Below are 21807 nucleotides of genomic sequence, written 5' to 3'. Positions count from 1 at the left end.
CCTGGAGAACCTCGAGGACAGATCACACATGGCACTATAGGTATAGCACCATGGGTTATTCCAGACTCGACTACGATCGGACGATGACGGCCGCAGATTCGCCCGCAGACTTGTCCGCAGATTCGCCCGCAGACTTGTCCGCAGACCTCACCCGCCTGATCTGGACCCTCCACCGGACGTTGCGTGCGGTCGCCGAGCCTCCGGACGGGCACCACGTGCGCCCTCCGGCACAGGTCGAGATGTTGCAACTGGTGCTCGATCGACCCGGCATCAGCGTCCGAGAGGCCGCCGAGACGCTGCGGATGATGCCCAACAACGTGAGTAATCTCGTCACCCTGCTCGTTCGCGACAACCTCCTGGAACGCCGCCCGGCGATATCCGACCGGCGACTGGTCGAACTGCATCCGACGCCGGAGATGCTCACCGGGGGACGCCAGGTCAGATCCGGCATGGCCTCCCGGATCACGGACGCGCTCGCCGAACTCCCCCCGGAATCGATCGCCCGCATCCGTGCAGCCTCACCGGATCTGTGGGCGCTGACCGAGGCGCTCGCGCCCCCGCGCGCGACACACCACGAGGGACCGACGGCCGCGGCTGAATCGAACCCGGCCCCGACGACCCCGACCGGTAGGGTCATGACAACGTCGTGACCGCCGAGCGATCGGGGTTGCCGAGCCGCGATGGCACGACGAACACCAAGTGCACGGCTACGACTTCGGCATCACCGTCGAACCCGGCCGCCAATGAGCCTGGGCAGAACCGCCCGACCGACGCCGGGCGATGTAGCCCTCCCCCGGGGATACTCCACGGCGAAGCCCGCGGACGACGGCCTCGACCGCCCCGGCGTGGTACGGGATCAAAGGGGCCGGTTGCCACATGGATCGCTCAGGCTCCGGCGCGCCAACTCCCGACGTACTCGGCCGAGTTCCTCGTCGTCGAGGTCCGAAATCGCAGGTTGTCTCACGCACGCCAGACTGGGGCGGCTTCGACGCCTACCTGGAACGTGGCCTGGGCCTGGACGCGGATCGGCTGGAGCGGCTGCGCGCGGCGCTGCTGACCGAGGGCCGAGCCGTACCGGCCCGGGACACGCCCGAGGGCGGTGCCCACAGGAGGAGGCACCGCCCTCGGGCGGGTGGTTACGGCTACCGGGGCGGGATTCAGGAGTCGTCGGCCATCAGCTTGATGTTCCAGCGGGTCTCCTGGCGCGGGCGCAGGTAGAGCAGCCAGTACAGCGCGGCCACCACGATGATTGCGCCGGTGATCTCCAGCGCGCGCGTCGGCTGTTCGGTCAGCACGTAGATCATCGCCGCGATCAGCAGCACGGGGATCACCGGCCACAGCGGCATGCGCCACGCCTGGCCGCTCTTGTGCACGCCCCGGCGGGCGACCAGTACGGCCAGCGCCACGGTCAGGTAGAGCGCGGCGACCGCGACGCCGGTGACCTCGCCGAGGATGTCGAGGTTGACGAAGCACAGCAGCGCGCCCGGCACGCCCATCACCAGCGTGGACACCCACGGCGAACCGAACCGGTTCACCTTGCCGAAGGCCCGGTTGATCGGCTCGGGCCAGGCCCTGTCCCGCGCCGAGGCGTAGACCACACGCGAGCCCTGGATCACCATGACCACGCCCGCGTTGACGATCGCCAGCGCGATGCACAGCCCGATCAAGGTCGCCATGCCGTGGTTGGACCAGCCCTCGACCAGACCGAGGATGTCCCCCGTCGCGAGCGTCGCCTGATCCGGCGCGCCCAGCGAGATGGCGATGGTCGGCACGATCAGGATCACCCCGCCCAGGGCGAGGGTCCACAACACCGTGCGCGAGACGGTGCGCCGCGGGTTCTCCATCTCCTCGGCCAGGTAGACCGCGGTGGAGAAGCCCTGCAACGCGAACAGCGCGCCGGCCATGCCCGCGATCAGCAGGCCCATCTTCAACGGGTCGGTGGTGCCGGCCGCGGCATCGCTCACCACCTCGGGCCTGACCAGCGTCGAGGCGGACCGATGGGTGTTGGCGAAGCCGAGGAAGGCCACGATCGCGGCGGCGACCACCTCCAGGCCCAGGAACACGCCGGTCACCCACGCGTTGGCGCGCAGGTCGAGCAGACCCATGATCGTCGCCAGGATCATCACCGCGGCCCCGGCCCACATCGTGTCGACCGTGGCGATCGAGGTCAGATACTCGGCGGTGCCCAGCGCCATGATCGGCGGCACGATCATCACCACGGCCGTGGCGACGACGAAGACCAGCCAGCCCATGAAGCGCCCCATCAGGGTGCCGACCATGGCGTACTCGCCGCCGGCGCTGGGGATGAGCGTGCCCAGCTCGGAGTAGCAGAACGCCACCCCGATACACAGCACGGCGGCCACGACCAGGGCCAGCGAGGTGCCGGACCCCAGATCCGCGAACATGCCCGGCACGATCACGAACAGGGACGACGCGGGGGTCAGACAGGACAGGGTGAGCAGTGTGCCGCCGACGACACCGATGGATCGTTTGAGCGGGGCGGGCGCACCACCGACGTCGTCGAGAACGACCGGTGGTGGCAGGGTCCCGGACGGCGGTGGGGTGCTTTCTACAGCCATGGCCCTACCTCTGTGATGGGCCGTTCGCACGTTCCGAACGGTGCGGCGTAATAAAGACGCTCGTTTGATCTCAAGTCAAGATCCCGTTGCCAAGCTGATTTCGTGGGCTGTGCGCCGCAAATGTCAGCGAATGTTGCTTCGGGCCGGCAGGTGACGGCGCGTTATCCGCACATCGGCCGACCGGTCCGGGCCGCCGCGCTTCTACTCCCGCACGTACGCCGAGGGCACGCCGCACGCGGCCGGCGCGCCGACGGCCGCGGCCGCGTCGGCGCCGCGCCGGAACATCCGCCGATCCACGTCGTGGCCGGCGATCCGCAGCGGGGACCGGGCACAAATGCGGGCGCGGGTCATCGGCGACTCCTTGGCGATGTGGGAAGGGGCCTGCGCCCCGGACGCGGGACGCGTCGGGCGTGCGGACGACCCACCGAATCGTGGCCGCGCCCCGCCCAGCACGGCAACACGCACCCTGTCAACCCTCACGGGGCGCGGTTGACAGGGTGCGCGGGGGTGCCGCTCGCGCGGCGCGGCGCGGCGGATCAGGCGTCGTAGTTGGTCATCACGCGCTTGATCCCGGTGTAGTTGCCCACGGGCATCGCGACGGCGACGGTCGTCGGTTCGCGATCGAACATCTGCCGCACCGACGCGGCGGTTCCTCCCGACCCGCGGCCTCACGCCAGGTCCGCCTTGCCGGGCAAGGGCGCCTGAATCGCGGCCAATCGACGACCGTCTCGCGCGGACCACGCCGACAGTTGGAATCCGGTTTCCGAACCCGGCTCGCCAAGACCCCACTCGAACACGATCAACGCATCGTTGTGGTGGCCGCGACACCGGCGCGGGCCGTTCCGGGGTACGGCGCGGCGCATCGGAGTTCCGGCCACCGGAACGATCCGGTCGCCGCGAGGCCCGCGGCGCCGAGAATTCGATCGGCGGGCGAGCCGGCCGAGCAGGATGGCAGACGGCCGGAACGGCCGTGTCCTCGACGGGGACCCGGCCACGGCCACTGCCCCCGGCGAGTGGGCCAAACCCCGGAACCGTGATCGATGTGAGTTCGGCCGCCATCCCGGGCCGTCACCTCGACCGGGCCGGATCCCCGACCCGTGGGGCGAAAACCCCCACCGAGCCGTGCGGCATGGTCGGATCGCCGCGGTCTGTGGGCAGCCGGGCTCGACTGTCAGGCCAGGAGCGCGGCGTGCCGCCGCGCGGACTCGGCGACTCGCTCCAACGACCGCCGCGCCGATTCCTCGGCCAGCGGCACCAGGTCGGCCATGGCGGGTTTGACGGCCGCCATCGTCAGTTCGCGCGTGATGGTTTCGACCCGCAGACCGAGCCCGCCTTCCAGCACCTTCTCCAGGTAGTTGGTGTCGAAATCGAAGCCGGCTCGCGGCGTGCCGGGGCGGTAGGAGCCGCCGCGCGAGGACGCGATCACGACGTGCTTGCCGGACGGGACCACGCCCTCGCCGAAGGTGCGCCCCGCCAGGATGATCTGGTCCAGCCAGGCCTTCAGGGTCGAGGGGATCGTGAAGTTGTACATGGGAGCACCGATGAGGATGACATCGGCCTTCTCGAATTCGGCGATGAGTTCCTCGCGCGGCGCGGGGACGGACTCGGCGGTGACGGTGGCCGCGTCCAGATGCGGCACGGGGGCGGCGGCCAGGTCGCGGTATATGACGCCGCCCTGCGGGTGTGCCTCCTCCCAAACCCTGCGGAAAGCGTCGGTGAGTTGCCGGGAGCCGGAGCGCTCCAGCGGGAACAGGGACGAGTCGATGTGCAGCAGAACGGCCATGGAAGGCACTCCTCGGGGCGGGTACGCGGCTGCGCTGGAACCGGCGCACCAGGGCACCGGGAACCAGATTCGTAAGCTACTTATCTTTATACAGTAGCTTACTTTTCCGCAGTCATTGGCTGACGGGCGCTAACATGGGCGCATGACCAAGGGGCGGCACGGGGACGCGGGGCAGTGCGCAGCAGCGGGCGGCGCGGTGGAAGGCGTCTTCGCCCTTCTGGGCAAGCGCTGGAACGGCGTGATCCTTGCCAGCCTGATGAACGGCCCGGGTCGCTTCGCCGAACTGGGCCGCGCCGTCAGCGGGATCAGCGAGCGCATGCTCTCCGACCGCCTCGCCGAACTCGGCGACGCCGGCCTGGTGAGCCGCGAGGTGGACTCCGGCCCGCCGTTGCGGGTCACCTACCGCCTCACCCCCGCAGGAGAGGCACTGCGGCCGGCTCTGGAGGAGCTGGGCAGCTGGGCCGAGCAGTTCCTCGGAGGATCCGAGCATGGCGATTGCCCCACCATGCGGCAGTCGAAAGTGGTGAATCCGTAACCGCGTACGAGTACGGCACGGCCCGGGACGGCCGGTTCACGCAGTACAAGACGGCCTCCGACGAGAGTCTGGCCGCCGTCCCTCCGTCCTTTCCTTCGAGGGGGCTGGGACACGACTGCTGGTGCCGATGCTCGGTTTTGATCAGGCGTTTCAGCTTGGCTCGGGGCCTCGATGTCCTCACTCAAGCCTCGTTCTGCGGCCCCCTGGTGTGAGGCACGGAGGCATGCGGGCGAGGTGGCCGCTCGGCCGAGATACATAGCATGTATGGATGTTCGACCTTCGCCAATTCCAGGTGCTGCGCGCCATTGCCTCGAATGGTTCGTTGGCCGGGGCCGCCCGCGAGCTCCACTACGGACAGCCGACCATCAGCTACCATCTCGGGGCGCTGGAGGCGCACTTGGGGGTCAAGCTGGTGGAGCGCGGTCCCACCGGGGCGGTCCTGACGGATGTCGGCACGATGGTCCTGGAGCACGCGTGCGCCGTGCTCGACCGGATCGACGCGGTCGAGGCGGATGTCGAGGCCCGGGCGAAACACGGTGTGTCGACGCTGCGCGTCGGTGCCTTCCACTCCGCGGCCTCGCGGTTGCTCCCCCGGGCCGTGCGGAATGCCGCGATCGGTTCGGACGTGCGGATCGAATTGATCGAGGCCGAACCACTCGATCTGGTCGCGCATCTACGAGCCGGGTCGCTGCACTGCGCCGTGATCTACGACGTCGGCGGAGCCGGGGCACGATACGGCGCGGGCATGCGGGCCGAGACCTTGTTCGACGATCCGTACCGGGTCCTGCTCCCCGCATCGCACCCCCAGGCCCGGGCAGCGGGTCCGGTCGACATCGAACTGTTGGCCGACGACGGGTGGATCGTCTCTCGCGGCTCGTACGACCCCAGCGACCAGACTCTTTTCGCGACGTGCCAGTCCCTGGGGTTCCGACCCCGGATCGTGCTCAGGACCGACGATTACGGTGTGGTCCACGGCTTCGTCGCAGCCGGCACCGCCGTCGCGCTGGTACCCGAACTCGCTTTGGAGGAGGGGTACGACGTCGTCGCCCGCCCTGCTGTGCAGGTCCTGGGCTGTCGCAGCATCCGGTTTCTCACCCCTCAAGGCACACAGCCTGCACTGGTGGGGCGGTTGCTAGAGGAACTGCACCGCGCGGCGGCGGTCAAGAAGACGCCCTGACGGAACCGCATCACCCGGGCAGGCGTCGCGCGGTCTTCCATAGACCATATGGAGCCTCGTCGAAAGCTCGTCCATACCTGTACAGCCGCAAGGCTGTAAGGATTCGAGCCTGCGCGGCGGCCGGGCAGACCCGGCGAAACCTGATGCGAGTGGGCCCGGCGGCCGCGGCCGGCCCGTTCTCCGAGCACCGGACCTGCTCGCCGAGCACCCGCATCGCGCCACACCGCGACAAGTCGGCCCGGCGGCGCGTTCCGCATGATGCAAAGGACTTCCCCAGATGACCCGCTTCGGCGCAATGTACGGCCCCGACGTCACCTTCCTGGGCGTCCCGCCGTGCGACCTGGACGAACACTCGACATGGGACGACGCCCAGGTCGTCATCCTCGGCGCGCCCTACGACGGCGGCACCTCGTACCGCTCGGGCGCCCGGTTCGGGCCCAAGGCCATCCGACAGGCCTGCTACCTCGAACACGAGGGCAGCCGGCCCTCCCTCGCGCTGGGTGTGGACGGACTGCTCGACCTGCGCGTCAAGGACGCCGGCGACGTCATGATGTTCAGCGGCGACGCGCAAGCGGCACACGCCGCCTTGGAACAGGCGGTGAACACCATCTCGGCCGCCGGCAGGATTCCCTTCGTACTCGGCGGCGACCACTCGATCGCCCTCCCGAACGTTACCGGCGTCGCACGTGCGGTCGGGTGGGGCCGGGTCTCGGTCGTGCACTTCGACGCCCACGCGGACACCGGCGACATCTGCCACGGTTCCCTCATCGCCCACGGCCAGCCGATGCGCCGCCTCCTGGAATCGGGCGCGGCCCGCAGCGACCGTTTCCTGCAGTTGGGCCTGCGCGGCTACTGGCCCGGCCCGGAGACCCTGGAATGGATGGCCGAACAGGGCATGCGCTCGTACGAGATGACCGAGATCGTGGAACGCGGCCTGGAAACCTGCCTGGCCGAGGCGTCACGCACGGCACTGGACGACTGCGACGGCGTCTACCTCTCGGTGGACGTCGATGTCGTCGACCCCGGCATGGCCCCCGGGACCGGGACTCCGGAACCCGGTGGCCTGACCTCCCGCCAACTCCTGGACGCGGTGCGCCGCCTGGCCTACGAACTGCCCATCGTCGGCGTCGAGGTCGTCGAGGTCGCCCCCGGCCACGACCACGCCGACATCACCGCGATGCTCGGCAGCCGCATCGTTCTCGAAGCGCTGTCCGGCATCGCCCGCCGACAGGGCGAGAAGAACGGCCACTTGGAGTCGTGGGACCGCGGTCGACCCCTCCTCGAGCCGTACGACACCAACCACCACGACGCGAATCGCCGGCACCGCGGAGCGACGCGGGGGTGAACCGGTGTGCGCGGCCCCTGCGCGGCCGGTCCTCCCTCGGTCGTCGGCGCACACCTGAAGGAATCGCCGATGCCCCCGGTGGGCCTGCCCGGCATGCGTTGATCACTTGAGGTCGCCATCGCTTGAAGACGGGCGTGGCGGCGGGGCACCGGGGCGGAAGGGCACCGTTTCTCGAGGGCATTGGGTAGGGCATGAGTGCCCGGTCAAATGCGTTGTCGGGGCAGTAGCCTGCTGTCAAGATCGTTTGGTGAACATGCCACAGCACCACAGCGCCCCGTCCGTACGTCCCATCACCGACGCCGACGTTCCCGTTGCGGTCGATACCCTCGCTCGGGCCTTCGCCGACTATCCCTTCACGCGGCACGTAATCGCGGCGGATGGTCACGAGGAGCGGATCCGGCGTTACCAGGAACTCTGCCTGACCCGCATCGGCATGGTGTACGGCCGGGTCTGGGTCGCCGACGAAGGCCGCGCCGTGGCTGTCTGGTCCGTTCCCGGCCAGGATCCTTCGCCCGTTTTCGCCGAAATCGGGCCGGTCCTCGGCGAACTCAGCGGCGATCGGGCCGCCGCCTCCGAGGCCGCGGACAGGGCTGTGGCCCCGTACCGGCCCGAGGAGCAGGGATGGTTTCTGCAGACCGTGGCCACCGCCCCTGAGGCCCAGGGGAAGGGCCTCGGCAGCGCCGTGCTGATTCCCGGCATCCAGGAGGCCGAGCGTGCTGGGTGTCCGGCGTTCCTGGAGACCTCCAGCGAGGCGAACCTGCGGTTCTACGAACGCCTCGGCTTCAAGGTCACCGCCGATGTCCAGCTCCCCGACAATGGTCCCCGCACGTGGTGCATGCGCAGGGATCCTCGCTGAGAGCCTGAGTCCTCGTCGAGCATGGGCGCGTCCGGGGCCCACTGGTACTCGGCGACGGTGTCCAGGAAGGAAGAAGGACTCCTCATCGCCGCCGGTGAGTTCGGCCGACTGGCGCCGCTGCAGCGTGACGACGTCCGCCAGACCCGGTTCAAGTACCGGCTCCTCGGCGGGACCGTCCAGGAATCCTGGTAGCAGTGGCAGAATCCTGTACCGCCGGCGTTCACGCTGCAGGTGGCGGCTGAGCTGCTGAGATGCGGCCACACCGCGAGGGAGCCTCGCCTCGACGTCCTCCCGCGGCAGAAGCTGCTCCGCGCCAGTCGGCGTACTCCTCGGAGCCGGCCACCGCGACGCTCGGGTGAGCATGCCGACCGGCATGCTGCTCCAAGCCGCCGCCGCGCTGGGCATGCTCGCGTGGGACATCGACTCCTCGTACACGCTGATGTGGCCGCCGTTCGTCGCGCTCGGCCTCGGTACCGGCATGGTCATGGCCGCCTCCTCGGACGCGATCGTCGGCAACGCACCCGTCCGGGACGGCGGCGTGGCCGGTGGCCTGCCCGCCCTGCAGGTCGGCGGCGCCCTGGGCACATCCGTGCTCATGTCCGTCATCAGCAGTCGTGCCGGCTCGACGATGATCGACGAATTCACCTCCGCCGGGGTTCCCACGTCGACCGCCGACGGCCTGCGCGCCGCCGAGGGCGCGGTGGCGATGGGCGTCGCACCCGTTTCCCCCGACGTGCCCGCCGAGTTGCGTGCCCGGATCCTCGAGGGCAGCGGCCGGGCGTTCATGAACGGCGTACACACCGCGGCGATCATCGCCGTGGTCGTGTACCTGGTGAGCGCCGCCCTCGCCGCCGCGGGCCTGGGTCGGCGCGACCCGAGCCGAGGCCCGGTCGGGCCGGCGATGCACCGACCCCAGCGGCCGCCGGCCCCACTGCGGACACCCCGTGCGCGAGGCCGGCCCGGCCCGCCCGCATCCGGCCCGTCTCGCCGGACGATCCAGGGATCGCACGCCCCCGAGCGGGGCGGATCAGTCCGCCGGCTCCTTCGACAGTTCGGGGAACCCGGTACGACGGGCCGCCACGGCCATGCCCGTACCTACCGCGACCAGGGCGAGCGCGGTCCACGGCACGGCCGCGATGCCGGCTGTCGCCAGGATCCGGCCGCCGAGGAACGCACCCGTGCCGATGCCGATGTTGAAGCCGGAGTTCAGCACGGAGTCGGCGGTCTCCGGCGTCGCGGGGGCCGCGCGTACCACCGCGGCATGCAGGAGTGTGGGAAGCGCCCCGAACGCCAGGCCCCACGCCGCGACCGCGGCGACGGCGGGGACCGGGTTCCGGCCGGAGAGGGCAAGTACGAGGACACCGGCGGTCATCACGCCCAAAGCGGCGAGCAGGGCGCCGCGCGGTCGACGGTCGACAAGGGCCGCCGCGGCCCCGACGCCCATCGCGCCGAACACGCCGTATGCGAGCAATACCCACCCGACTGCGGACTCGCCGAGGCCGGCTCGCTCCAACTGTCGCGCGATGTAGGTGTACAGGGCGAAGTGACCGAGCATCACGACCGTCGTGGTGCCCGCGACGACCATCACGCCGGGTATTCGCAGCACGTCGACCACGCCCGCCCGCACGGACGATCGGTCACCGGGCAACGCGGGCAGGGTGTGGGCGGCAAGTGCCGCGAGCAGCAGGGCCAGTGCGGCCAAGCCCGCGAACGCGGTTCTCCAGCCGACCGCGGAGCCGGCCGCCGTGCCGAGGGGTATGCCGATCGTCAGTGCCGCCGCCTGGCCCGCGAACACCATGGCCACCGCACGGCCGACACGCTCGGGGGCGACCATACGGACCGCGTACGCCGCCGCCATCGACCAGAACACGCCCGCAAGGAGCCCTCCCACGGCGCGGGCCACGAGCGTGAGCGGATAGCTGCCGGAGCATGCCGTGGCCACGTTGACCACCGCGAACCCGACCAGCGTGGCGACCATCGACGGGCGCCGCGGCCAGTGCCGGATGGCTGCGGTCAGCGGTATCGCGCCGAGGGCCATCGCGTATGCGAAGGCGGTCACCAAGAACCCGGCCGCGACCTCGGACACCCCCAGGTCACGGGCCGTCGTGGGAAGCAGTCCGGACGGTAGCATCTCGGTCGTCAAAGCGACGAACACCGCCGCCGACAGGGTGAGCAGTCCACCAAGTGGCCATCCGGGCTCCGGAGTTGCCGACGTGGCCGCATCGGTGGACGTGGCCTTTTCGGTCGAAGCGGTGGTCTCGATGGCGGAAGTGGATGAAGGTTCCGATTCCCTTGACATGGATCGAAGGCTAGGAATCTCACATCGGTGTGAAGGTCAAATCCGATGACGTGAGGTGGGACACATGAGGATCGGCGAGGTGTCGCGACGCACCGGCGTCAGTGCGCGGCTGTTGCGCTACTACGAGGAACAGGGTCTGCTCCAGCTGGCTCGCAGCGAGAACGGCTATCGCGACTATCCGGACCAGGCTGTCGCGTGCGTCCACCAGATCCGCGGGCTGATCGACGCGGGACTGTCGACACGCGCGTTGCGTTCGGTCATTCCGTACCTGGAGGGCGCCCTGACGCTGCCCCCGTCGCCCGGGCCGGAGTTGGTGGCGCTCCTCGGCGACGAGTTGGCGCAACTCGACGAACGCATCACCTGCCTGACCCGCAACCGCGATGCGATCCGGGACTACCTGACGGCATCGCGGCCCTCGCCCGAAGGGTGAACGAGCCGGTCGACGTTCGAGGCATCGCCCGATTTGCGCTCGTCCACGAGGCCGAGGGTGCCTGCCACGTGCGCCGTCGCCCGTGCACACGCTGCTCACCCCCTCCGTGGGCCCGTCTATCCCGGAGCGCTCTCGTGCGTTCGGTCCAGCCGCTGCTCCGCCCAGATCGTCTTGCCGTCGGGTCCGAACCTGCAGCCCCAGCGTTCGGTGACCTGGGACACGAGGAACAAACCTCGACCACCCTCGTCGGTGCTGCGGGCCCGCCTGATGCGAGGCTGAGTGCTGTTGCCGTCGCCGACCTCGCACACCAACAGGTCCTTGCCTCTGATCAGCCGCACCGTCATCGAATCGCCGCCGTAGCGGACGGCGTTTCCCGCCAACTCGCTGATCACCAGTTCCGTGGCGAAGACCTCCTCGTCGAGCCGCCACAGCGCCAACTGCCCGGTCACCAGTGTGCGGATCTCGGGCACCGACTCCGCCCGCGCCGGGAAGACCCACCGGACCGTACTCGCGGGGGAAATCGAGCGCGTCCGGGCGCAGAGCAGGACCACGTCCGTGGACTCGCCCTCGAGCGCGGTGTCGTCGACGATGTCCCGACACACGTCGGCCAGGGCGCGGCCCGTCCGGCACCGTCGACCGATCGAGCGCCGCAGTCGGCGCAGACCGGCGCCTGCCGCGTCACCATGGCGATCGAGGAACCCACTGCCGTGGAAGACGAGGACCGAGGATGCCTGCAGTTCCAACTCCGCCGTCTCGAACGGGATGCCGCCCACACCCAGGGGCGGCCCGGGCGGGAGTTCGACCAGGGCCGGTTCACGGCCGGGGGCGACGAGCAGTGGGGCGTGATGACCGGCGTCCGCGAGCACGCAGCGCGAGGTGACCGGGTCGTACACGGCATACACACACGTCGCGCCCACGGGATCCGCGCCCGGTTCGGCCTCCGTACCCAGGCGCCGGACGAGATCGTCCACGTGGGTGAGCAACTCCTCCGGTTCCAGGTCGAGGTGGGCGAGGGTGAGCATGGCCGCCCGCACCCGACCCATCGTCGCGGTGGCGACCAGCCCTCGACCGAACGCCTCGCCGACGACCAGGCCGATGCGTGCGGACGACAGGGGGATCACATCGAACCACTCGCCGCCGACCCTCGCCCCCTCCCCGGCCGGACGGTAGATCGCCGCGGTCTCGGCCGCGTCGGTGTCCGTGGTACCTCGCGGCAGCAGCATGCGTTGCAACCCGACCGCCGTGGCGTGCTCGCGCGCGTACCGGCGCGCGTTGTCGACGGCCAGTCCGCCGCGCGAGGCGATCTCGTGCAGGATCTCCACGTCGTCGGGATGCAGGTCCCGCGCCCGGTCCTGCCACACGGTGACCACCCCCAACAACCGTCCTCGCGCGAACAATGGGGCGACGATCCCCCGTGAAGCACGATCGGGCACCATCGCCCGCGCGGACTCGACACCGTGCCGCGAGGTGATGAACGTCCAGGCATCCTCGACCACCACCACGTCCCCGGCCATCAGGGCCGCGTCGTACGCACCTATGGACAGCGACGGCACTCGCTCTCCTGCCGTTATCATCCCTTCCGGCAGGTCGCCACAGACCGCGAAACGCGCGACCGTCCCCTTGGGCGGAGGAGACACGCCCCTCGCGTCCTCCCCCGTGGAGACGGCCACGTACAGGTCGACGGTCGCCAGTTTCCCCAGGGCCGGCACCACCACGTCGACGATGTCCTGCGTCGTCCGCCGCACGTCCAGATCGGCACCGATACGCGCCGCGGCCTCGTACATCGACCGCACCCGCAGACGCAGCCGTCCAACCTCGTCTTCCGCACCCATCGGAACACCTCCGGGTCCTGTCCACGGTACCCACGCAGGCGACCGCAGCGCCCTCGGAACCGCCGCCCGCGGTCGATCGACCTCGTGGGGATCGGGCAGCGTCGGGAGGGAACTCCCGCGGTCGTGAGGGAGGCGTCCCTGCCTTCTTGACACTCCACCAAAAACGATTTAGGTTCCGAATGTCGCGGCCCTGGCGCAAAAGAGTGGTTCGCGCATACGGGGCGGGGACCGGTTCGGAAGTGCGCGGCGATCCCCGTGCGCGCACGGGGCCGGGTGTCGGCTCCGCCGACGAGGGACGGCATCCGGCGCGGCATTCGCCTCCCATGTGGCATCAGGCATCCACCACCCACCGTTCGGGAGGCAGTCATGATCGATCGCGATGCGGGCGCACGGCGTCGAGCGGGCGACGGTCTGCGGGTCGCGATCCTTCAATCGCCGGGATCCCCCGGTGACCCGGAGACCAACCTCGTCGAACTCCGTCGGGCCGCCGAACGGGCCCGGAACGACGGTCTCGACGTCCTGGTCACACCGGAGATGTTCGTCACCGGCTACGACATCGACCGGCCGCTCGCCGATCTCGCGCGAAACGACCTCCTCGACCCGGTTCGACGGATCGCGAGGACATGCCGGGTCGCCATCGTCGTCTGCCTTCCGGAGATCGCCTCGTCCGGCGCGCCCCGGATGTACAACACGGCGTACTTCGTCGATTCCCAGGGCGAGGTACGGGGTCGTCATCGGAAGTCGCACTTGTTCGGCGACCTCGACCGCCGCTTGTTCGAGCCCGGTGACAGGCCGTTCACGATGGTGGACTACCACGGCGTGAGGATCGCCTTGATGATCTGCTACGACGTCGAGTTCCCGGAGAACGTTCGAGCCGCCGCGATCGCCGGCGCTCATCTCGTCGCCGTTCCGACCGCGCAGATGGAGCCCTTCGCCTTCGTGGCGGACCATCTGATCCGGGCGCGGGCGTGGGAGAACCAGATATACGTCGCCTACGCGAACCACTCCGGCAAGGAGCGTGGAACGACGTACGTGGGCGGGAGCAGCGTGGTCGGTCCCTCGGGGGAGGTGCTGGCGAGGATCGAAGCCGAGACCGGCATGGCCGACGCGTGGATCGACACGACGGCCGTGGCGGCGGCCCAACGTGCGAACCCGTACCTGCGCGACCGGCGTCCCGGGTTGTACCGGGCCCTGGTCGACCCGATCCACGCCGCGAGTCCGGAGGGATGACCCGTTCCTCGACGGTCGGGCGGTCCCGGCGGAGGGCGTCGTTCGGACGGCGGCGAAGGGTCGCCGGGCCGGGTGCCTCTCGGGCGGACGAGCCTGAGGGCGGGTCGCGGTCGGCGTCTCACCCCGGCGTGCCGGTGCCTGCTCGTCGTCACCCGCGTGTTCGACCGGGGACGCACGAACGCGGGGCCGTTCCCGAACGGTTCCGCGACCTTCGTGTCTACGGCTCCGCCGGGTCCCTCGTGGAGCTGGCCCTGAGGTTGATCGCGCTGGGGACGGTGATCGGCTCGGTCACGGCCACGCCCTGGATGCGCTCCAGGAGCATGTGGATGGCCGCCGCTCCCAACCGAGTCGGGCGGGGGTCGACGGCCGTGATGGCAGGGTCGCTCAACCGCGCGGTCGAGCCGTCGACGCCGCCGACCACGAGGATGTCCTCGGGGACGCGCAGCCCTCGTTCCCGGCACGCCTGCAGCACGCCGGTCGAGTACCTTTCCGCCGAAGCGAACACAGCGTCCGGCGGCGCCTCGCCGTCCAGGAGTGCGATGGTCGCCCTGTATGCGCTGAGTTCCAAGGCCACGAGCGGCACCGGCGTGACAAGCCGTCCTCGCCCGTTCGCCCAGCACCAGGACTCGTAGGCCGCCCGGGTCTCCAGGGCCCATGCCCAGGTCGACTCGGCCCACAGCAACACGATTCTCCGCGCGCCCGCGGCCTTGAGGTGATCCAGCAGGGCCACGGTGCTGGCGGTGGTATCGGCGCGGACGTAGAACGGGCGGTCGGGACGACCGGCGTCGGGCTCGATGGTGACCACGGGCACGCCGACGCTCTCCAGGATGTCGATGCGGGGGTCCTCCTCGGACGGGTCGCAGATGATCACGCCGTCCAGACCCATCTGCGCCCACTCCTCGGCTGTCTCCAGGGGCGGCGGGAACACGAGGGAGTTGCCACCCGCGAACGCCGCGCCGGCGCAGGCCGACGCGATCTCGAGGTAGTAGTCGAGCCCGATCAGCTCCGCCTCCGCGGGCGAGCCGTCGGTCCGCGGAAGGATCAGCGCGACGGACTTGCGCGGTGTCCCGCGCAGATCCTGGGCCGCCCGGTTCGGGCGGTACCCCAGGGCGGCCGCGGTCTCTCGAACCCGTCGGCGGGTCTCGGCGTTGACCTCACCCTTGTCGTTCAGGGCGTGGGAGACGGTCGTGATGGACACTCCGGCCGCCTCCGCCACGTCTTTGATCGTCACTCGTGTTCCGGAACGCGCGGCCATCCGCACACGGTAGTCCATCGCGACCCGACCGGACCCCTTCACGCCCAAATCGTTTTGGGTTACGGTCTGGCCATGCGAATCTCATCACTGCGCGACGGCGCCATCGTCAACGCGAACGTGCACACGATGGATCCGGCGCGTCCCGTCGCCGAAGCGGTGGCGTGGCGCGACGGCCGGATCACCCTGGTGGGCACATCGGCCGACGTCCTGGCCTCCCGGCCCGCCGGTCCCCTCGTGGACGCCCGCGGAGGGACCGTCACCCCCGGCCTGATCGACTCCCACACGCACCCGATCTGGGGCGCCGAGTTGGCCCGAGGCGTCGACCTCGGCGGACTGACGAGCTTCCGGGCCGTGTTGGCCGCGCTGCGGGCCGAGGCCGACGCGACGATCCGCAAGGGCGAACAGTGGGTCTTCGCCTGGAACCTGGACTACGCCGCGCTCGAGGGGCGGCCGATCCGGGGCGTCGACTTCACCGATGCCGTGCACGCCATGCCGACGGTGGTGATGTTCCACGACCTCCACACCGGCGTGGCGACGGACGCCGCGCTCGCGCACGCCCGCATCGACGGGAGCGAGACGTTCGCCGACCAGTCGGTCGTGGTCGTGGACGCCGACGGCCGACCCACGGGCGAACTCCGCGAGCCCAGTGCCTACAAGCTGCTCCTGCGAGCGTGCCCGCAGGTGACCCGCTCGCAACTGCGGGACCACACCACGCGCGTGTTGCGCGACTTCGCCCGCACCGGGCTCACCGGGGGCGTGGTGATGGACGGGTCCCTCGACACCCTCGACCTGCTGGCCGAGATCGAGACGACCGAGGATCTTCCCATCCGCCTGGACGTCGCCCTGTGGCACGAACCCGGGCGCGGGGACGACGGCGTCGAAGAGTTCGTCGCCCGACGGACCGACCGGGGGCGTCGATGGCGCACCGGCATCATCAAGCTGTTCCTCGACGGCGTCGTCGAGACGGGTACGGCATGGCTCTACGAGCCCGACACCTGTGGCCACAGCCACAAGTCCTACTGGACGGATCGAGACCGATTCACGGACGTGGTGTCGCGATACGCCGCGGCGGGGTTCCAGATCGCCACGCACGCGATCGGCGACCGAGCGGTGGGGGAAGTCGTCGAAACTTATCGGAAGGTGGGGATCCTCGCCGCGAACGGCGCCCCCCATCGGATCGAACACATCGAGACGCTGACCGACGCCGACCTGTCCGGCATGGGTCGGCTCGGCGCCACCGCGTCGATGCAACCTCTCCAGATGCAATGGCGCCGCCACGATCGGTCCGACAAGTGGTCCTCCCGCCTGGGCCCCGATCGCGCGTCCCGGGCCTACCGGACGAGGGACATGCTGGACCTGGGCATCCCGCTGGCACTCGGTTCCGACTGGCCGGTGGCGCCGTTCGACCCACGTGTCGGGATGGCCTGGGCCCGACTGAGGCGCCCACCGGGCCTCGATGGAGCGGTCTTCGAACCGCATCAGGTCCTGCGACCCGCCGAGGCCCTGCACGCCTACACGACCGCCGCCGCGAAGGCACTCGGCGACACCTCACGCGGCCGCGTCGTCGAGGGCATGGCCGCCGACCTCACCTGTTTCGGCGGCGACCCCCTGGAAGTCCCCGCCGACGAACTGCCGGAACTGCCCGTGCTCGCCACTATCGTCGACGGCGGGTACTCGTTCGGAGAGGAAAGACCATGAACGACTCCGCGCGGAAACCCTCGAAGGAACTGCGGCCCAACGCGCTCGGCATGTGGGATCTGGTGTTCTTCGTCGTCGCGGCGGCCGCGCCGCTGGCGGTCATGTCGGGCGTGGCGCCACTCGCGATCCAGTTCGGGGGCATCGGAGCACCGGGCGGCTATCTCCTCGGCGGCATCGCGATGTTCGTGTTCGCGGTCGGCTTCACCGCGATGACCCGGTACGTCCCCAACCCCGGCGCCTTCTACGCCTACATCTCGGAGGGGCTCGGCCGCGTCGTCGGCGGAGGCGCCGCCTTCGTCGCGCTCGCCTCCTACATCCCCATCGCCGTCGGATTCGTCCCCGCCATCGGCGTCTTCGCCCAACAGAGCGCCGAATCGGTGTTCGGACTCCACGTGCCCTGGAGCGTGTGGGCGACGATCGGCGGCGCGATCGTCGCGATCCTGGGCTACCTCAACGTGACCCTGAGCGCCAAGGTCCTGGGAACGATCCTCGTCCTGGAGGTTCTGGTCCTCCTGGTCTTCACCGTGCCGGTCGTCGTCCAAGGCGGCGCGGAGGGGCTCAGTCTCGACGGCTTCAGCCCCGGAAACATCTTCGCGCCCGGAGTGGGCGGCCTGTTCGTCCTTTCCTTCGGGGCCTTCCTGGGATTCGAGTCGACCGCCATCTACCGCGGCGAGACCAGGGACGGCGAGAGGGCGGTACCCAGGGCGACGTACATCGCGGTCGGCTTCCTGGCGGTGTTCTACTCCCTCGTCGTCTGGGCCGTGATCATGTCGTTCGGGGAATCGAAGGCCGTCGAGACGGCCGACTCCGATCCGGCCGACATGTTCTTCGTGGCGATGACGCAATGGGTGGGCAAACCCGTCAGCGACGCGATGCACCTGCTCCTGGTGACCAGTGCCCTGGCTTCCGTGCTCGCGGTGCACAACGCCTCGGCCCGCTACCTGCACGCTCTCGCGCGGGATCGCGTACTGCCTCGCGTCCTCGCCAGGACCGACCCGAGGACGCACTCGCCCGCCAACGCGAGCCTGCTCGTCACGGCCCTGACCGTCCTGGGCGTCGTCGGCTTCCAACTGTTCGGAGCCGACCCGTACCTGCAGACGTTCCTGTGGCTCAACGGCATCGGCATCGCCGGGATCATCGGGCTCCAGGTCCTGTGCTCCGTCGCGATCATCGTGTTCTTCGCGCGCGACTCCCACGGAGTGGGGATCGTTCGGCGGCTTATCGCGCCCACCGCGGCCGCCCTCGCGCTCACCGCGGCCCTCTACCTCATCGTCGAGAACTTCTCCGTCCTCACCGGAGCCGGAACGGCCACCAACACCGCCCTGCTCCTCGTCGTACCGGTGGCCTTCCTCGTCGGCGCGGCGGCAACGCGGCACACGAGACGGGTTCGCCACGAGCCGCGACCGGCCCTCTCGCTCGACAACCGGCTCGCGCCGGCCCCGGGCCGAACCGAGGGAGCGTGAGATGCACGCCTACGACACAACCGGCAACGACACGAATCCGACTCGACGCGTGATCGTGCCCGCGGGCCGGGGCACCGCGGTCGACGTCCGTCGCGGGCAGACGCTTCGTGTCGTCAACACCTCCGGCACACAGGTGGTGGATCTGTGGGCGCATACGCGGGACGACCCGGGCGAGTATCTGGGCCTCTCGCAGTGCAGGGAGGTGCTGCAGCGGATCCACTTCCGGCCGGGGGACACCCTGTCGACCAATCGCTACCGGGCCTGCCTCACCGTCGTCGACGACACCTCGGGCATCGACCACGACACCCTGATCGCGCCCTGCCGGACCGAGATGTACCTCAACGTCGGCCTCCCGGGGACCCATCGGAGCTGCACCGCCAATCACGCACAGGCGTTGCCGCAGTGGCCGTTCGCCGATCCGCCGCAGCCTTGGAACCTGTTCATGACAGCCGAGGTGGTGCCGGGCGGGAGGATCGTCTACAGACGACCGCCGTTCCGTCCGGGGATGTACGTCGAACTGCGCGCGGAGATGGATCTGGTGCTCGTCGTGTCCTCCTGTCCCGACGACCACTACCCGACCAACGGCGGCGACGGCTCGCCACGGGACTTCGAGATCCTCGTCGATCCCTGACCTTCGCCGCTCATACGCCGAACAGGGTGACCGCGTCCCACACACACGGTCCGGCCCGGCCACTCCCCCGGTGCGGCGGGTTCGCATCGCCGCGACGCCGACCGGGCACACGGAAACTGCTCGCCGGCACCGAGTGCTGATCCGAGGAATTCCGCCTGCCCGGCAAGCGAGGGGCAATCCGGTCGCCGGTAGTGGGGGGACTGTGGACCCGACAAACCGCCTCGCGGAGGAGGAGCGGACCCCCGGTACCGGCGACCGGTGCCGCCGGTGGGCGGCCGCGGCGGTCCGAGTACGTGTCCCGTTCGCCGGAACGATCGGCCCTACAGGCGCCGGTCCGTTCATAGCCTTGCGCCCGTCCGTCCCGTGGGGGACGGGGAGACCGAGGCACACATGGGCGACGAGACGCACCACCATGTCATCGTCGGAGGAAGCGCGGCCGGCGTCTCCGCCGCGCTCGCACTGCGCCGGCACGGCTTCGCCGGACGCGTCACCGTCGTCGAGGCGGGCGACGAACTCCCCTACGAACGACCGCCGTTGTCCAAGGCGTTGGCCGGCGGCGAACACTCCTTCCTGCATGCGATCCTGCCCCGGCAGGCGTACTCCGAGCACCGCATCACCCTGCTGACGGCCACCCGCGTCCTGGCCCTGGACCCGGACCGCCGGGCCGTCGAACTGGACGACGGTCAAACGCTGTACGCCGACCGGGTCCTGCTCGCAACCGGCATGCTCGCGCGCACCCTGACGGTGCCCGGCGCCGACCTGCGCGGCGTGCTGACCCTGCGGGACGTGCGCGACGCCAGGGAACTCGCCGCCCGCCTGCGCGCGGGCGGGCCGGTCGTCGTGGTGGGTGGCGGCTTCATCGGTCTGGAGGTCGCGGCGGTGGCGCGCGAGGCCGGACTGGACGTCACCGTGGTGGAGATCGGAGCCCGTCCGTTGGAGGGCCCGCTCGGCCCGGTGCTGGCCGCGCGGATGACCGGGCTGCACGAGCGGGCCGGAGTCCGGCTGCGGACCGGGGAGTCGGTGACCGCGTTCATCGGCGAGACCGACGTCACCGGGGTCCGCCTCGGCAACGGGCAGGTACTGCCCGCCGCGACCGTGCTGGTCGGCGTCGGGGTACGACCCGACACCGCGCTCGCCGAGGCGGCCGGAGTGTTGTGCGACGAGGGCATCGTCGTCGATCGGCACTGCCACACCAATGTGCCGTGGATTCTCGCCGCGGGCGACGCCACGAACCAGGCGCATCCGCACCTGCCCGCCCGGGGCCGGATCGAACACTGGGACAACGCCATGCAGCAGGGCGCGGTCGCCGGCGCCGTACTCGCGGGCGTCCCGGAGAGCCACACCGCGCTGCCCTACTTCTACTCCGAGCAGTACGGCCGGACCCTACAGATGTACGGACGCCCGGCCCCCGGCGACGAGTTCGTCCTGCGCGCCGAGGCCGCGGACGCGGTGGACCCGGTGGACCCGGCCGAGGCGGGCGAGCCCGCCGGCGACGGCTTCCTCGGGTTCTGGATCCGCGACGGCGTCCCGGTGGCCGCCGCCGGCCTCGACCGTGCCCGCGAACTGCGCGCGACCCGCACGCTCATCGAACGTCGCGTGCCGGTGGACGCCGCCGCCCTGGCCTCCCCCACGACCGACCTGCGAGCCCTGGCCAGACCCCCCGCCGCGCCGGACCCCCTGGCGGCCCGGCTCCGATCCCACCCACAGCCACGATCGCCACAAGCGGGCGTCACGAGCACCGCGAGCAGTGAGGAGACATCATGACCGAGCACCCCACCGACCCGCGGATCGCCCGGGTCGCGGACCGCCTGCACGAGGCCCACCGCACCGGCGCGGCCATCCCGCCGATCCGCACCGAACTCCCGAACGCCGACCCGGCCGCCATCGGCTACCCGGTTTGGGTGGACCGGGAGACCCCGACCCTGGGCTACGCCGGCGTGTACTCGTCCTTCCCGCACCACGCCGAACGCGCCACCGTCCGCTACGACCTGAACGCCCGCGACGTGCTCGTCGATGTGGGCCGGCGCGGCCCGGTCGGCGGACAGGAGGACCTGATCGTCGACGTCGCGCTCGACCTGGTCGACGCCCACTCGGCCACGAGAGCCCAGGTGTATCGCCCACGGAACGGACTCGCGCGCGCCGGCTACAGTCGCCCGATGAGCGATGTGCGAGTTCTGAAGGCGTCCGGCGAAGGTCACCTCCATGGTGCCGCAGAGGTGTGGGCGCGGGCCACGGCCGCGCGGGACGGGGATCCCGACGTGGCGCCGACGGAGGAGGCGCGGCCGATCATCCAGGCGGTGCTCGACGCGTCGCCGAGGGCGTTCGTTCTGGTCGCGGTGCACCCCGACGAGCGCGTCGTGGGCTTCGCGGCTGTGCGGCCGGCGGACACCGCCGCGGTGGCGGAGGTGTGCTATGTAGGCGTGCACCCCGACCGTTGGGGCGAGGGCGTGGGCCGAATCCTCATGGACGCCGTCCCCGAGCACCTGAAGTCCGCAGGGTTCTCGCGGGCCGCTCTCCTCGTCTACGCGGACAACGAACGCGCCGTCACGCTGTATCGGCGACTCGGGTGGAGGGCATCGGGCGAGCCGGTCCCACATCCTCGGAACGGCCGTCCGGAACAGCGCTACGTCCTGGACCTCTGATCCGAGCCGAGCGACCCCTTTACTCGAAGGCTGCCCGTCCGCGACCAATGGT

General features: G+C 70.4%; 19 protein-coding genes and 2 pseudogenes. 15 read left to right on the top strand and 6 right to left on the bottom strand.

Going from position 1 to position 21807, the window contains the following annotated elements; translation table 11 throughout:
- The first annotated feature begins 83 nt into the window (after window positions 1-83).
- A complete protein-coding gene (locus ACFRCG_RS06110) occupies window positions 84-650 on the top strand; it encodes a MarR family winged helix-turn-helix transcriptional regulator (protein ID WP_380029263.1) in 567 nt (188 codons plus the stop codon).
- A 507-nt stretch (window positions 651-1157) separates the two neighbouring features.
- On the opposite strand, the gene ACFRCG_RS06105 is transcribed toward ACFRCG_RS06110, so the two are convergent.
- From ACFRCG_RS06105 to ACFRCG_RS06095, 3 genes are all read right to left on the bottom strand, one after another.
- On the bottom strand, window positions 1158-2579 hold the full coding sequence (locus ACFRCG_RS06105; protein ID WP_380029261.1) for an APC family permease: 1422 nt from the start codon (window positions 2577-2579) through the stop codon (window positions 1158-1160).
- A gap of 201 nt (window positions 2580-2780) precedes the next feature.
- Window positions 2781-2930 (bottom strand): hypothetical protein, encoded by a 150-nt coding sequence (locus ACFRCG_RS06100; RefSeq protein WP_380029259.1) that lies wholly within the window; start codon window positions 2928-2930, stop codon window positions 2781-2783.
- Window positions 2931-3750: 820 nt separating this feature from the next.
- Window positions 3751-4362 (bottom strand): FMN-dependent NADH-azoreductase, encoded by a 612-nt coding sequence (locus tag ACFRCG_RS06095; RefSeq protein WP_380029257.1) that lies wholly within the window; start codon window positions 4360-4362, stop codon window positions 3751-3753.
- 142 nt (window positions 4363-4504) lie between these two features.
- Here ACFRCG_RS06095 and ACFRCG_RS06090 point away from each other — a divergent pair, with 142 nt between their 5' ends.
- The 6 genes and pseudogenes from ACFRCG_RS06090 to ACFRCG_RS06065 all read left to right on the top strand — a co-directional run.
- Window positions 4505-4897, top strand: a complete 393-nt coding sequence (locus ACFRCG_RS06090; protein WP_380029255.1) for a winged helix-turn-helix transcriptional regulator — start codon at window positions 4505-4507, stop codon at window positions 4895-4897.
- A gap of 268 nt (window positions 4898-5165) precedes the next feature.
- Complete coding sequence (locus ACFRCG_RS06085; protein WP_380029253.1) at window positions 5166-6074, top strand: LysR family transcriptional regulator; 909 nt, start codon at window positions 5166-5168, stop codon at window positions 6072-6074.
- A gap of 277 nt (window positions 6075-6351) precedes the next feature.
- On the top strand, window positions 6352-7419 hold the full coding sequence (speB, locus tag ACFRCG_RS06080) for an agmatinase (RefSeq protein WP_380029251.1): 1068 nt from the start codon (window positions 6352-6354) through the stop codon (window positions 7417-7419).
- A gap of 253 nt (window positions 7420-7672) precedes the next feature.
- Window positions 7673-8275 carry a GNAT family N-acetyltransferase gene (locus ACFRCG_RS06075; RefSeq protein WP_380029649.1) on the top strand — a complete coding sequence of 201 codons (603 nt, stop codon included), beginning with the start codon at window positions 7673-7675 and terminating at the stop codon, window positions 8273-8275.
- Between the two features lie 57 nt (window positions 8276-8332).
- Complete coding sequence (locus ACFRCG_RS06070) at window positions 8333-8467, top strand: hypothetical protein (protein WP_380029249.1); 135 nt, start codon at window positions 8333-8335, stop codon at window positions 8465-8467.
- A gap of 160 nt (window positions 8468-8627) precedes the next feature.
- A pseudogene (locus ACFRCG_RS06065) lies at window positions 8628-9143 on the top strand (MFS transporter); the annotation flags it as partial.
- A 159-nt stretch (window positions 9144-9302) separates the two neighbouring features.
- On the opposite strand, the gene ACFRCG_RS06060 reads toward ACFRCG_RS06065, so the two are convergent.
- Window positions 9303-10574, bottom strand: a complete 1272-nt coding sequence (locus tag ACFRCG_RS06060) for an MFS transporter (RefSeq protein WP_380029247.1) — start codon at window positions 10572-10574, stop codon at window positions 9303-9305.
- A 64-nt stretch (window positions 10575-10638) separates the two neighbouring features.
- Between ACFRCG_RS06060 and ACFRCG_RS06055 the strand changes: the two genes are divergently transcribed.
- Window positions 10639-11004 (top strand): MerR family transcriptional regulator, encoded by a 366-nt coding sequence (locus ACFRCG_RS06055; protein WP_380029245.1) that lies wholly within the window; start codon window positions 10639-10641, stop codon window positions 11002-11004.
- Between the two features lie 116 nt (window positions 11005-11120).
- Here ACFRCG_RS06055 and ACFRCG_RS06050 read toward each other — a convergent pair whose 3' ends face one another.
- The gene (locus ACFRCG_RS06050) at window positions 11121-12836 is read right to left on the bottom strand and encodes a SpoIIE family protein phosphatase (protein ID WP_380029243.1); all 1716 of its coding nucleotides are present in this window, start codon (window positions 12834-12836) and stop codon (window positions 11121-11123) included.
- Window positions 12837-13202: 366 nt separating this feature from the next.
- Between ACFRCG_RS06050 and ACFRCG_RS06045 the strand changes: the two genes are divergently transcribed.
- A complete protein-coding gene (locus ACFRCG_RS06045; RefSeq protein ID WP_380029241.1) occupies window positions 13203-14066 on the top strand; it encodes a carbon-nitrogen hydrolase family protein in 864 nt (287 codons plus the stop codon).
- Window positions 14067-14283: 217 nt separating this feature from the next.
- Here ACFRCG_RS06045 and ACFRCG_RS06040 read toward each other — a convergent pair whose 3' ends face one another.
- On the bottom strand, window positions 14284-15297 hold the full coding sequence (locus ACFRCG_RS06040) for a LacI family DNA-binding transcriptional regulator (protein ID WP_380029239.1): 1014 nt from the start codon (window positions 15295-15297) through the stop codon (window positions 14284-14286).
- 96 nt (window positions 15298-15393) lie between these two features.
- Between ACFRCG_RS06040 and ACFRCG_RS06035 the strand changes: the two genes are divergently transcribed.
- The 6 genes and pseudogenes from ACFRCG_RS06035 (at window position 15394) to ACFRCG_RS06010 (ending at window position 21755) form a co-directional block, all read left to right on the top strand.
- Window positions 15394-17019: an amidohydrolase gene (locus ACFRCG_RS06035; RefSeq protein ID WP_380029237.1), complete on the top strand. Its 1626-nt coding sequence runs from the start codon at window positions 15394-15396 to the stop codon at window positions 17017-17019.
- Complete coding sequence (locus tag ACFRCG_RS06030; RefSeq protein WP_380029235.1) at window positions 17016-18482, top strand: APC family permease; 1467 nt, start codon at window positions 17016-17018, stop codon at window positions 18480-18482. Before ACFRCG_RS06035 ends, ACFRCG_RS06030 begins: the two co-directional genes overlap by 4 nt.
- 1 nt (window position 18483) lies before the next feature.
- Window positions 18484-19113 (top strand): DUF1989 domain-containing protein, encoded by a 630-nt coding sequence (locus ACFRCG_RS06025; protein ID WP_380029233.1) that lies wholly within the window; start codon window positions 18484-18486, stop codon window positions 19111-19113.
- Window positions 19114-19503: 390 nt separating this feature from the next.
- Window positions 19504-20877 (top strand): NAD(P)/FAD-dependent oxidoreductase, encoded by a 1374-nt coding sequence (locus ACFRCG_RS06020; protein ID WP_380029231.1) that lies wholly within the window; start codon window positions 19504-19506, stop codon window positions 20875-20877.
- Between the two features lie 128 nt (window positions 20878-21005).
- Window positions 21006-21209: pseudogene (locus ACFRCG_RS06015) on the top strand (4-hydroxy-2-oxovalerate aldolase); the annotation flags it as partial.
- Window positions 21210-21221: 12 nt separating this feature from the next.
- Window positions 21222-21755, top strand: a complete 534-nt coding sequence (locus ACFRCG_RS06010; protein ID WP_380029647.1) for a GNAT family N-acetyltransferase — start codon at window positions 21222-21224, stop codon at window positions 21753-21755.
- Window positions 21756-21807 lie beyond the last annotated feature (52 nt).

This window comes from Embleya sp. NPDC056575 (genome assembly GCF_042793325.1).
Taxonomy (GTDB): Bacteria; Actinomycetota; Actinomycetes; order Streptomycetales; family Streptomycetaceae; genus Embleya.
This window is presented reverse-complemented; position numbering and strand designations above follow the sequence as displayed.